12 protein-coding genes are annotated in these 11,646 nt (G+C 59.4%); 9 read left to right on the forward strand and 3 right to left on the reverse strand.

The annotated features are described in order from the left end of the window. The first annotated feature begins 19 nt into the window (after window positions 1-19). From atuD to GTQ41_RS18410, 5 genes are all read left to right on the forward strand, one after another. Window positions 20-1,177, forward strand: coding sequence for a citronellyl-CoA dehydrogenase (gene atuD / locus GTQ41_RS18390; RefSeq protein WP_047295393.1), 1,158 nt, complete (start codon window positions 20-22; stop codon window positions 1,175-1,177). After that, window positions 1,174-1,971, forward strand: a complete 798-nt coding sequence (locus GTQ41_RS18395) for an enoyl-CoA hydratase/isomerase family protein (RefSeq protein WP_047295395.1) — start codon at window positions 1,174-1,176, stop codon at window positions 1,969-1,971. The genes atuD and GTQ41_RS18395 overlap by 4 nt, the downstream gene beginning before the upstream one ends. Before the next feature lie 118 nt (window positions 1,972-2,089). After that, complete coding sequence (locus GTQ41_RS18400; RefSeq protein WP_047295397.1) at window positions 2,090-4,051, forward strand: acetyl/propionyl/methylcrotonyl-CoA carboxylase subunit alpha; 1,962 nt, start codon at window positions 2,090-2,092, stop codon at window positions 4,049-4,051. Between the two features lie 70 nt (window positions 4,052-4,121). After that, entirely contained in the window at window positions 4,122-4,664 is a 543-nt protein-coding gene (locus GTQ41_RS18405) for an exonuclease domain-containing protein (RefSeq protein ID WP_047295400.1), read from the forward strand. Window positions 4,665-4,778: 114 nt separating this feature from the next. Continuing rightward, the gene (locus tag GTQ41_RS18410; protein ID WP_003226701.1) at window positions 4,779-5,063 is read left to right on the forward strand and encodes a pyrimidine/purine nucleoside phosphorylase; all 285 of its coding nucleotides are present in this window, start codon (window positions 4,779-4,781) and stop codon (window positions 5,061-5,063) included. Window positions 5,064-5,135: 72 nt separating this feature from the next. On the opposite strand, the gene GTQ41_RS18415 is transcribed toward GTQ41_RS18410, so the two are convergent. Then, entirely contained in the window at window positions 5,136-5,942 is an 807-nt protein-coding gene (locus GTQ41_RS18415) for an MOSC domain-containing protein (RefSeq protein ID WP_041069662.1), read from the reverse strand. A 198-nt stretch (window positions 5,943-6,140) separates the two neighbouring features. After that, a complete protein-coding gene (locus GTQ41_RS18420; RefSeq protein WP_003226705.1) occupies window positions 6,141-7,076 on the reverse strand; it encodes a chemotaxis protein CheV in 936 nt (311 codons plus the stop codon). 455 nt (window positions 7,077-7,531) lie between these two features. Between GTQ41_RS18420 and GTQ41_RS18425 the strand changes: the two genes are divergently transcribed. From GTQ41_RS18425 to GTQ41_RS18435, 3 genes are all read left to right on the forward strand, one after another. Further along, entirely contained in the window at window positions 7,532-8,002 is a 471-nt protein-coding gene (locus GTQ41_RS18425; RefSeq protein ID WP_047295403.1) for a hypothetical protein, read from the forward strand. Window positions 8,003-8,496: 494 nt separating this feature from the next. After that, window positions 8,497-9,390 (forward strand): sensor histidine kinase, encoded by an 894-nt coding sequence (locus GTQ41_RS18430; protein ID WP_047295405.1) that lies wholly within the window; start codon window positions 8,497-8,499, stop codon window positions 9,388-9,390. Further along, the gene (locus GTQ41_RS18435; protein WP_047295407.1) at window positions 9,387-10,046 is read left to right on the forward strand and encodes a response regulator transcription factor; all 660 of its coding nucleotides are present in this window, start codon (window positions 9,387-9,389) and stop codon (window positions 10,044-10,046) included. The genes GTQ41_RS18430 and GTQ41_RS18435 overlap by 4 nt, the downstream gene beginning before the upstream one ends. Here GTQ41_RS18435 and yegS read toward each other — a convergent pair. Then, the gene (gene yegS / locus GTQ41_RS18440) at window positions 10,030-10,947 is read right to left on the reverse strand and encodes a lipid kinase YegS (protein WP_047295409.1); all 918 of its coding nucleotides are present in this window, start codon (window positions 10,945-10,947) and stop codon (window positions 10,030-10,032) included. The genes GTQ41_RS18435 and yegS overlap by 17 nt on opposite strands. A gap of 320 nt (window positions 10,948-11,267) precedes the next feature. Here yegS and GTQ41_RS18445 point away from each other — a divergent pair, with 320 nt between their 5' ends. Continuing rightward, complete coding sequence (locus tag GTQ41_RS18445; RefSeq protein WP_179294967.1) at window positions 11,268-11,576, forward strand: hypothetical protein; 309 nt, start codon at window positions 11,268-11,270, stop codon at window positions 11,574-11,576. The last annotated feature ends 70 nt before the right edge of the window (window positions 11,577-11,646 follow it).

An 11,646-nucleotide genomic window follows, 5' to 3' on the forward strand; every position in this document is an offset into this window, starting at 1 on the left:
CCCAAGGAGAACAATAAAAATGATCTTCACCCCGGAACACGAAGCACTGCGCCGCACCGTCCGCCAATTCGTCGAACACGAGATCAATCCACACGTCGATGAATGGGAGAAGGCCGGGCGCTTTCCGATCCACGAGATTTTCCGCAAGGCCGGCGACCTTGGTCTGCTGGGGATTTCCAAACCGGAAAAATTCGGCGGCATGGGCCTCGACTACAGCTATTCGATTGTCGCCGCCGAAGAGTTCGGCACCATTCATTGCGGCGGCATTCCGATGTCGATCGGCGTGCAGACCGACATGTGCACCCCGGCGCTGGCCCGCTTCGGCTCCGATGAATTGCGCGACGAATTCCTCCGCCCCGCGATTACCGGCGAGCAGGTCGGTTGCATCGGCGTCTCGGAAGTCGGCGCCGGTTCCGATGTCGCGGGTCTCAAGACCAGCGCGCGCAAGGACGGCGACGATTACGTGATCAATGGCAGCAAAATGTGGATCACCAATTCACCGAGTGCCGATTTCATCTGCCTGCTGGCCAACACCTCGGACGACAAGCCGCACATCAACAAGTCGCTGATCATGGTGCCGATGAACACCCCGGGCATCAGCCTCAGCTCACACCTGGACAAGCTCGGCATGCGCAGTTCGGAGACCGCCCAGGTGTTTTTCGACAACGTGCGTGTGCCGCAGCGCAACCGCATCGGCCACGAAGGCGCCGGGTTCATGATGCAGATGCTGCAGTTCCAGGAAGAACGTCTGTTCGGCGCGGCCAACATGATCAAGGGGCTGGAATATTGCGTCGACAGCACCATCGAGTACTGCAAGGAGCGCAAAACCTTCGGCAACGCGCTGATCGACAATCAGGTGATCCACTTCCGCCTCGCCGAATTGCAGACCGAAATCGAATGCCTGCGGGCGCTGGTCTATCAGGCCACCGAGCAATATGTGAAGGGTCAGGACGTCACGCGTCTGGCCTCGATGGCCAAGCTCAAGGCCGGGCGCCTCGGTCGTGAAGTCAGCGACAGTTGCCTGCAATATTGGGGCGGCATGGGCTTCATGTGGGACAACCCGGTGGCCCGCGCCTATCGCGATGTGCGGCTGGTGTCGATTGGCGGTGGCGCCGACGAAATCATGCTGGGGATCATCTGCAAACTGATGGGCATTCTGCCGGGGAAAAAGCAATGAGCCCCCTGCCCGATTGCCAGACACTGCTGCTGGAGCTGCATGGCGGCGTATTGCACATCACCCTCAATCGCCCGGAAAGCCGCAATGCGATGAGCCTGCACATGGTCGCCGAACTGCGTTCGGTACTGGCGACGGTACGCGATGAGCGCAGTGTTCGCGCCCTGGTGCTCAGTGGCGCGGGCGGGCACTTCTGCGCTGGCGGCGACATCAAGGACATGGCCAATGCACGCGCCCGGGGCGCCGATGCCTATCGCGATTTGAACCGCGCTTTCGGTGCGCTGTTGCAAGAGGCGCAGCAGGCGCCGCAAGTGCTGATCACGGTGTTGCAAGGCGCAGTGCTCGGCGGTGGTCTTGGGCTGGCATGTGTGAGCGATATCGCCATGGCCGATCATCAGGCGCAGTTCGGCCTGCCGGAAACCAGCCTCGGGCTGCTGCCTGCGCAGATCGCGCCGTTCGTGGTGCAACGCATCGGCCTGACCGAAACCCGTCGGCTGGCACTGACAGCCGCGCGTTTCGATGGTCATCAAGCGCGACGCCTGGGGCTGGTGCATTTTGTCGAGCAGGATCCGCAGGCATTGGCCGAACGCCTCGACGAAGTACTCGACCATGTTCTGTGCTGCGCACCGGACGCGAATGCGATGACCAAAAAGCTGTTGCTGGCCAGCGCCGGACAGCCATCGAATGAACTGCTGGATGACGCAGCGCAGTGGTTCAGTAAAGCGGTGACCGGTGTCGAAGGGATCGAGGGCACGATGGCTTTCGTGCAAAAGCGAAAACCGCGATGGGCCACCTGAAAGCTTCGCAAGCAGGCTCGCTCCCACAGGTTTTGTGAACGATGCAAATTCCTTGTAGGAACGAGCCTGCTCGCGAAGAGGCCAGCCAACCCACCGCCAAATACTCAGGAAGATCACCATGCCCGCCATCCACAAAATCCTGATCGCCAACCGCGGTGAAATCGCCTGCCGCATTCAGCGCACCGCCCAGGCCCTCGGCTATCGCACCGTCGCCTTATTCAGCGATGCCGACGCCGATGCCCTGCACGTGCAGATGGCCGATCAAGCGGTGAACATCGGCGCCGCACCGGTACACCAGTCCTACCTGAACATCCCGGCGATCCTCGATGCCGCGCGCCGCAGCGGTGCCGACGCGATCCACCCCGGCTACGGCTTTCTCTCGGAAAACCCCGGATTCGCCCGCGCCTGCGCAGAAGCCGGTCTGACCTTCATCGGTCCCAGCGCCGACGCCATCGAGTTGATGGGCAGCAAGCGCCTGTCGAAAATCGCCATGCTCGACGCCGGCGTTCCCTGCATCGCCGGCTATCAAGGCGCCGCGCAGGACGACGCTACCTTGCTGCGCGAAGCCGAGCGCATCGGCTACCCGCTGATGATCAAGGCCAGCGCCGGCGGCGGTGGACGTGGCATGCGCCTGGTGCACAGCAGCGACGAGTTGCCGGCGCAATTGCGCACCGCGCGCTCCGAGGCACTGAACGGCTTTGGCAGTGACGAACTGATCCTCGAACAGGCGCTGATCGAACCACGGCACGTCGAGGTGCAACTGTTTGGCGACTGCCACGGCAATCTGATCTACCTCGGTGAGCGCGATTGCTCGGTGCAGCGTCGCCATCAGAAAGTCATCGAGGAAGCGCCCTGCCCGGTGATGACCGGCGAGTTGCGCCGGGCCATGGGTGAAGCAGCATTGAAGGCTGGCCGGGCGGTGAATTACGTCGGTGCCGGCACCGTCGAGTTTCTGCTTGATGCCCGTGGGCAATTCTACTTTCTGGAAATGAACACCCGTCTGCAGGTCGAGCATCCGGTGACCGAACTGATCACCGGGCAAGATCTGGTCGCCTGGCAACTGGCCGTCGCCGAAGGTCAGCCGCTGCCGTTGACACAGGAACAGGTGACGCTGAACGGCCACGCCATGGAGGTGCGATTGTATGCCGAAGATCCGACGCAGAATTTCCTGCCGCAGACCGGTCGCGTGCAGGCCTGGGAACCGGTATTGAATCCCGGCGCGCGGATCGATCACGGCTTGCGCGAAGGTCAGTTGATCAGCCCGTTCTATGACCCGATGCTCGGCAAGCTGATCGCCCACGGCGCGACCCGCGAAGAGGCACGGCGCAAGCTGCTGCGCGCAGTGCAGGACAGCGTGCTGCTCGGTGTACAGAGCAATCAGCGTTTGCTGGTCAGCCTGCTGCAGCATCCGCAGTTCATCAGCGGCGAGTTCAGCACCGCGTTCATTGCCCAGCATTTCACTGATCACCCCTGCCTGCACACCTACGCCCCCACCGCGGAGGAACTGGCCGTCGCCGCCGTGCTGTTTTATCAGTCTGGCGCGCAGGCGCATCGCGCGCCGCTCAAGGGTTGGCGCAACAATGTCGGCGCGCCGCTCGATTACCGCCTCGGGCTGGAACAGCAGGACTGGAACTTGCAACTGCTTGCGGACGGCGCTGGCCGCTTCACCGTGAACGTGATGCAGCGCGCACTGATGCTGACCATCATTGAGTGCAACGAACGCTCGGTGACGCTGGAAGTCGACGGCCTGCGCCAGCGTCATGCGTATCGGATCGTCGGCGAAGAACTCTGGCTGTTCACCCATCCCGGCAACCTGCGCCTGGAGGATCGAACTCATGCGCTGATCAGCAGTCAGAGCAGCGTCAGCTCCGGCACACTGAAAGCGCCGATGGACGGTGCCATCGTCGACGTGCTGGTCAGCGAAGGCAGTCCGGTCAGCAAGGGTCAGTTGCTGGTGGTGCTGGAGGCAATGAAAATGGAGCATCCGCTCAAGGCCGGCATCGACGGCGTGCTCAAGCGGGTGCAGGTCAAGGTCGGCGATCAGGTAAAAAATCGTCAGGTTCTGTTGCAGGTCGAGTGAGTCGCCAGGCGCAAACGCAAGGTTTGACTACGCTCTGATCTATCAGGACGCGTAAATCAGGAAACCTGCGATGCCCCATTGGCTGGTCATTGATCTGGAAGCCACCACAGATGAAGGTGGCTGGCCGGTTACGGAAATGGAAATCATCGAAATCGGCGCGACGCTGGTCGATCGAGCCGGTCGCGAGCAGGATCATTTTCAGCGGTTCGTCAAACCGACCCGACGGCCGTTATTGACGGCATTTTGTCGTGAACTCACGCACATCACCCAGGCCAATATCGATGCCGCGCAGCCGTTGAACGAGGTCTGGCCAGCCTTTGAGCGCTGGCTCGGGCAACACCAGACGCGCCTTGAGGGCTGGGCCAGTTGGGGCGATTACGACCGCAAGCAGTTACTTCAGGAATGGCAGCGCCTGCAACTCGACAGCGTGCTGGGCCGAGTGCCGCACATGAATCTCAAACAGCGCTTTGCAAAGGCCCGACGCCTGGAACGACCGTTGGGCCTGAACGGTGCGCTGCAACTGGCCGGCATGCAGTTCAGCGGTCAGCAGCATCGGGCCCTGGAAGATGCGCGCAATACTGCGCGGTTGTTGCCGTTGGTCTTGCCACTCTGAAGTCAGGGCGAGAACTCGCCGGACACGCCCCGGGCAGGTGACGGCGCCGGGAGCCTTGTGCATACTGGCCGGCCCTTTTTAACCCTTTTAAGCCCCATTCAAGAGGAATCGCCCATGTTCAAAGTCAACGAGTACTTCGACGGCACCGTCAAGTCGATCGCTTTTGGCACCGCTGAAGGTCCGGCGACCATCGGCGTCATGGCCCCGGGCGAATACGAATTCGGCACCGCTCAGCGCGAGATCATGCACGTAGTCTCCGGTGCGCTGACCGTCAAACTGCCGGACAGCAGCGACTGGGAAACCTTCGCCGCTGGCAGCCAGTTCAACGTTCCGGCCAACAGCAAGTTCCAACTGAAAGTCGCCGTCGATACTGCTTACCTGTGCGAATACCGCGGCTAAGCCCACGGCTTTTCCCGGTGCAAAAAAATGCCCGTGTCCATGGACACGGGCATTTTTCATTTCCGGCCTCGGTTATTCGAGGATTTCCACCGGCATACCGACTTCCAGCCGACCATTGCTGTCGTTGACCAGATTCTGCCCGAACATCGCGCCATCAGCCTGGGCACGGTACTTCTGCAAGGTCGCCAGCGGTTCGCGATCGGCACTGCGCTCGCCAGTCTGCGGATCAATCGTGGTCAGGATGCAGCGCGAACAAGGCTTGACCACGCGGAACTCGACATCGCCGATGCGGATGCGCTTCCAGCCATCTTCGGCAAATGCCGTACTGCCTTCGATCACCAGATTCGGTCGAAAGCGCAGCATCTCCAGCGGTCGTCCAACCTTTTGCACCAGATCGTCAAGCGACGCCTGGCCAATCAACAACAGCGGGAAACCGTCGGCGAACGCGACCTGATCATCGTCGCGGCCATACCCGGCCTGCGTCATACGCGCGCGATCAAGTGGCACCTGCACCAGACGGGTCGGTTTGCCGATGAAATCGCTGACCCAGCGGGCCGCTGCATCACCGGCATCCGGAACGCGCAGGGTGTCACGCCAGATAGTCACACCGCGCAACTCGGCATCGTCCTGCGGTAACGCAATATCCAGCGCGGCATGGTCGGGCGCACTGAGGGTCAGCCCGCCCTGCGCATTCCACAGCGCCGACAGCTGGCTCATTTTCGCCTCGGCCCTTTGGGTCAGGAAGCGGCCGCTGGCCTCGTCCACCAGCATCCAGCGTCGATCCCCTTCAAGGCCCAGTTTATCCAGGCCAATCGATTGCAGAATCTCGGGCTTGCCGGATTTCAACGGGTAACGATAAAGCGCACTCAGACGCAGCATGTCCAGCTTCCTGATGGGCAAAAAAGCCACCCTATACGAGCTTTATCTGTGAATCAAAGCCTGATGCATGCGCCTGCACAGATAGTTTATGGCGAGGGGATTAATCCCCGATGGGGCGCGAAGCGGCCCCACTTGAATCAAGAAAGCGGGACTGCTGTGCAGTTCATCGGGGATAAATCCCCTCGCTACAGAATTTCCTCAGGCCGGCACTTCATCGAGCATCAGACGCTGACGCACCACGTCCACCAGTTTGTCCGGCTGGAACTTGGAGAGGAAGTTGTCGCAGCCGACCTTCTTCACCATCGAATCGTTGAAGCTTCCGGACAGCGAGGTGTGCAGCACCACATACAGACCGCGCAGGCGCGGGTCATTGCGGATCTCGGTGGTCAGGCGATAGCCGTCCATTTCCGGCATTTCCGCGTCGGTAAACACCATCAGCAGTTTGTCGGTCATGTTCACGCCGGTATCGGCCCAGGCCTTGAGCATGTTCAGCGCCTTCAGGCCATCACTGGCAATGTGCATCTTCACCCCGAGCTGGCCGAGGGTGTCACGCAGTTGCGAGAGCGCGACGTTGGAGTCGTCCACCAGCAGCACTTCGCGGCCACGGGCACGTTCCAGCACCGGATCGTCGAGTTTGTCGCGCGAAACCTTGGCGTTGTACGGAACGATTTCTGCGAGCACTTTCTCGACGTCGATGATTTCCACCAGTTGATCGTCGACCTTGCTGATCGCGGTCAGGTAGTGCTGGCGGCCAGCACTGGTCGGCGGCGGCAGGATGGCTTCCCAGTTCATGTTGACGATGCGATCCACGCCGCCGACAAGGAACGCCTGCACCGAACGGTTGTACTCGGTGACGATGATGGTGCTGTTCGGCCCCGGTACCAGCGGGCGCATGCCGATCGCCTGGGACAGGTCGATCACCGGCAGCGTCTGGCCACGCAGGTTGACCACACCGCAGACAAACGGGTGACGTTGCGGCATCAGGGTCAGCTTCGGCAATTGCAGGACTTCCTGAACCTTGAACACGTTGATCGCGAACAATTGGCGTCCGGCCAGTCGAAACATGAGAATTTCCAGGCGATTCTCACCCACCAGTTGCGTGCGTTGGTCTACCGTGTCGAGAATGCCGGCCATCAATGACTCCTGGGCTTGTTCTGATGAATTCACTACTAAGTGGGGTTATCGGCTGTTGATGGCGATTCTTGATCCCCACAAAATCACCATCAAAATGCCACACGCAGGCATTGATGTCACATTAACATCATGGTTTACTGGCCCGGCGTTTTCATCTGCTACATTCTCTTCTGGCGCGACCACAGTTTGCGCCACAGGTTCCCGCGTGTAAGGGAATCCCCTAGTAACAATCAGGCCCAACCTGATGTTCGCAATATCCAATAGCCATTAATGTGACGCCATTCTCATTGCATGAACGGAGTCAGGCTATTGTGTGCGATCGCAGGTCAGTGGAAACCCACCCTCTGGAAAACCTCAGCCAGTGCACTTGCACGGCGGGGCGCGATCTCCCGACGGTTCATGATCGTCGACACACACGGCATTCCCTCATCAGACATGACGCTGTGGAGATAAGCATGCCAATCGACCGTAAAGACTGGGCACAACGCTTTCCCGAATTTCTCGTCGAAGCGGAAACACTCCTGGCCAAGTCGGAAGAATGTCTGAGCCACCTGCAATTGATCAGCAACGACAAGGATGCGATCGACTGCATGCGCAGCACCCTGCTCAAGCTGGCGAGTCGTGCCGAAGCGTTGGCACTGGAAGCGATTTCCGAGTTTTCCCTGCACATTCACAGCTTGCTCGATCATGCCCCGGACTCTATCGATCTGCACGCTCAGGCACTGAATGCGCTTCAGGACTGTTTCACCCTGATGGCCTGGCAGATTGAACTGGTCGATCACAATACCGGGCAACTGAGCCTGGATAGCAGCGAGCAGACCTCGCTGATCGAAGCCTTCGCGTTCCAGGTCGGCCAACGCCAGTTTCAGCCTTCGCTCTCGCCCCGGCCTGTTCCACTCTTGTCTTATTCCGAGCGCCAGGCCTGATTCGCTGCGGTTAATGCGCACATCGCGGCTGTAGAGCCGAATCGCTGAATGTCGCAAATGAATAGTTCATGCCCGCCAGCGACAGTTCGAATTAAATAATCACACCTGACACCCGCAGAAATTTTCCCGCGCCTCAGGGTTTGCCTGTGTCCGTGTAACGATCAACTTCAAGCGCCACGGGATATCTATCCAGCATAATAAGGTGACTTTTTTCCATTATGGAACTCACGTCCAACATGGCGACTTTCCTGACCCTTTGGACATATATGGCAAACGCGACCAACGGTATCTTAAGTGGTATTATGCCGCCCGTTAGTTGCTATCAATTAATGGCAAAGTGATTCAGTGACAGTCCTCCCCAACGCAGTTGGCGGTCAAACAGCGTTCACTGAACCTCGTTCAAATCAATAATGTAATTGACAGCATTTTCAGACAGAGACCCGCCAGCCAACGGCCGGTCTGCCCGCAGCGAATATCCATTGGCTCCATCCGATATGTACGCCAGCCTCAAGTCAATCACCACATGGCCACCGTCCCGGGAAAATGCACGCCGGTTCACACTCATATTGTGTGTCACTGCCACCGCCGGCTGCCTGCTGACCTACGGTTTGTCTGCACCGCTTTCGCTGGGACTGCTGCTGTTGAACATGGCCGCCACTGCTTGTGTCTGGGTGCAATATCGGCTGTCGCGCAAATCGATCAAGTTCCAGCCCCAGGAACTCGCCGACCGCTTGCTGGAAGTCCAGGAAAACGAAAGACACCGCCTCAGCCGTGAACTGCATGACGACATCGGTCAGTTACTGACGGCCGCCAAACTGCAAAGTGAATGGCTCAAAAGACGCTTGCCAAGCGACTTGCAAGAGCAATGCTCGACGCTCTGCGACACCCTCGAAGAAACCCTCAACAAGGTGCGCGACGTCTCGGCCATTCTCAACCCGCGCCAGCTGACCAGCCTCGGACTGGAAGCCAGCCTGCGTGCGCACTTGCTCAAGACTCTGGCCAACACACCGGTGCACTGGAGCCTCGATTGCCAGCAGCGACTCAACGGCATTCCGGAAGAAATGGCGGTCGCCGCCTTTCGCATCACCCAGGAAGCGGTGACCAACATTCTGCGCCACGCGCAGGCCAGCAACCTGTTGATCCGTGTGCAGCGCCTGCCACAAGGGCTGACGTTGTTGATCAGCGACGATGGCCAAGGCTTCGCGCCTGCTGCGGATCCGGGTCGGGAAGGACAGCGCGGAATGGCCGGGATGGCCGAAAGGATCGAACAATTGGGCGGCACGCTGAACGTCATCAGCGAGCCGGGCAAAGGCACTCAAATCGAAGCACTATTCCCCTGGGCGCCCCGTGCACTCGAGCGGGCCAGTACGAATAAGGTTATGCGTTGACTTGTAACTTACTTCTGGTGGATGACCACTCGCTGATCAGGGCCGGCGTGCGCGCTCTGGTGCTCGACATTCCCGGTTACGCCGTCGTTGGCGAAGCCAGCGATGGCTCGCAGTTGCTTGAAATGGTCGAGCATCTGGCACCCGATATCGTGTTGCTGGATATCTCGATGAAGGAAACCGGTGGCCTTGAAGCCCTGCAACGGCTCAAGCGGGTGCGGCCCCAGAGCAAAGTGCTGATTTTGTCGATGCACACCGATCCGGCGCTGATCATGCAGGCACTGGAATCCGGGGCGCATGGTTATTTGCTCAAGGACACCACAGCCACCGAACTTGAGCATGCCCTTGAAGCCCTGCGTAACAACGAACGTTACCTGAGCCCGGCGATCGCCCACACCGTGATCAACCAGGCCCTGACCCGTACGCAGAAAAACCCGCCGGAAGTCGCCGATTCGCACAACCTGACAGCCCGTCAACTGGAAATCCTGCGATTGATCGTGCGCGGCAAATCCACTCGGGAGATCGCCAACGGCTTGGGCCTGAGCATCAAGACCGTCGAAACCCACCGCTCGCAGATCATGAAACGCCTGCAGATCTATGACGTGGCGGGTCTGGTCCTGTTCGCCGTGCGCGAACAGATCATCAGTCTTGACGACTGATCGACCCGGCACCGCCCAACAGCGGCGAATGCTCGGGCAAATGCACCCGCAAGGCCGCAGGGCGCGCCTCGAAGCGCAGGCTGTCGCCTTCAAGCGGCTCACCGTCAAGATTGATGCTCAAGCCCTCGGCGACCTTGATTTCGACCCAGGGCAGACGGGCCCGGACAAACATATTGTCGAGGCCGAAGCCGTCACTTAGCAGGGTCTTAAGCGTACCGACCAACTCCTGCGGTGCCGGCAAAATGCTGATGTCCAACAGGCCATCATCCGCCAGTGCCTGCGGACACAATTCATGTCCGCCACCCGCCTGACGGCCATTGCCGATTCCCAGCGCCAGCAGCTCGCCACGCCAGTGAAAGTCCGGTCCCTGCAGTTCGCCGTAGGCTGCGTGCAACTCACTGAAACGCGATAAACCGGTGAACAGATAGGCCGCCCCGCCGAGCACTTTTTTCAGATCTTCAGAGGTATTGGCCGTGACCTGGCTGCCGAAACCACCCGTCGCCATGTTCAGGAAAATCTGCCCACCGACTTCGCCCAGGTCAATCTTGCGCGGTGGCACGTCCAGCATTTCCAGTGCTTCGGCCGGCTCCAGCGGGATCCCCGCCGCGCGAGAAAAATCGTTAGCCGTTCCTAGCGGCAACAGCACCAGACTGGCCTCGTCCGGATTCGCGGCAAGCGCTTCAGCGATATCGCGCAACGTGCCATCTCCGCCTCCGGCGATGATCGTCCGATAGCCACTCGCCAGTGCTTCCGCGACCAGACGCTGAGCGTCACCGGCCTCCCAGGTCAGGCGTACTGCCAACTCCCAGCCCTGCTTGCGTTTTGCTTCGACAGCGGCGCGAACCGCCTCATTGAGTGCCTGCTTGCCATGCAGAATCAACAGCGCCCTGCGTTCACTCATAACGGTCACTCCCCACAATTGAATCGGTATAAAACATCTTGACCACTGGCACAGGCAAAAAAGCCATCGGAGCACCATTTAATTCAAGCGCCCGGCCTGTCACGTCCTACACAGCGGTACTTTTTCTTACAACAGGTAAGGAATCGGCTCAATTGACCGGACTCGATCCTTGATACACCTTGTGCAGGCAGTATCAATTTTCGTTTTTTAACAACACAAGGATGTGCAGGGAATGAGTGGATACCCCCTCGGAGCTGGTGACAGTTCGAATGACGGAAAGGCCAGCGCGCTGACAGTGAAAACAGCCGACGGATATGTCCATGTCCAGCCATGAAGCCAGAGTTTCAACCCGTCCGATTGCCCCTCTCAACGAAAGTCGCAGCAGTCACAAATCCGATTTCAAAAAGAGCGCCAGAACCGCTGGAGAAGCACAAATGGAACCGCGCGTGACCGAACTGGAAACCCATCTCAAGTACATACGCCGGGATATGGATGAAGTCCGCGCAGATGTAAGAACAATCAAGCACCGCCTCGCCTATTCGGCAGGTGCAACGGCAGTGATAATGGGACTGTTGGGTTGGGTTGCCAACAGCCGCTTCGATCAGTTGGTCACACTGATGAGCCAATGACCGGGGAATGCAGGCTCGACGCTTTCAGGCGAAGAGCCTGCAGTTGCAAGGGCAGGCTCAGCGAAGATCA

It is taken from the genome of Pseudomonas sp. AN-B15, assembly GCF_019056475.1.
GTDB classification, from domain to species: Bacteria; Pseudomonadota; Gammaproteobacteria; order Pseudomonadales; family Pseudomonadaceae; genus Aquipseudomonas; species Aquipseudomonas parakoreensis.

Bases quoted from the DNA above. Each gene is read 5' to 3' on its own strand.
- atuD (WP_047295393.1), top strand. From the start codon at position 20: ATGATCTTCACCCCGGAACACGAAGCACTGCGCCGCACCGTCCGCCAA.
- GTQ41_RS18395 (WP_047295395.1), top strand. From the start codon at position 1,174: ATGAGCCCCCTGCCCGATTGCCAGACACTGCTGCTGGAGCTGCATGGC.
- GTQ41_RS18400 (WP_047295397.1), top strand. From the start codon at position 2,090: ATGCCCGCCATCCACAAAATCCTGATCGCCAACCGCGGTGAAATCGCC.
- GTQ41_RS18405 (WP_047295400.1), top strand. From the start codon at position 4,122: ATGCCCCATTGGCTGGTCATTGATCTGGAAGCCACCACAGATGAAGGT.
- GTQ41_RS18410 (WP_003226701.1), top strand. From the start codon at position 4,779: ATGTTCAAAGTCAACGAGTACTTCGACGGCACCGTCAAGTCGATCGCT.
- GTQ41_RS18415 (WP_041069662.1), bottom strand. From the start codon at position 5,942: ATGCTGCGTCTGAGTGCGCTTTATCGTTACCCGTTGAAATCCGGCAAG.
- GTQ41_RS18420 (WP_003226705.1), bottom strand. From the start codon at position 7,076: ATGGCCGGCATTCTCGACACGGTAGACCAACGCACGCAACTGGTGGGT.
- GTQ41_RS18425 (WP_047295403.1), top strand. From the start codon at position 7,532: ATGCCAATCGACCGTAAAGACTGGGCACAACGCTTTCCCGAATTTCTC.
- GTQ41_RS18430 (WP_047295405.1), top strand. From the start codon at position 8,497: ATGTACGCCAGCCTCAAGTCAATCACCACATGGCCACCGTCCCGGGAA.
- yegS (WP_047295409.1), bottom strand. From the start codon at position 10,947: ATGAGTGAACGCAGGGCGCTGTTGATTCTGCATGGCAAGCAGGCACTC.
- GTQ41_RS18445 (WP_179294967.1), top strand. From the start codon at position 11,268: ATGTCCAGCCATGAAGCCAGAGTTTCAACCCGTCCGATTGCCCCTCTC.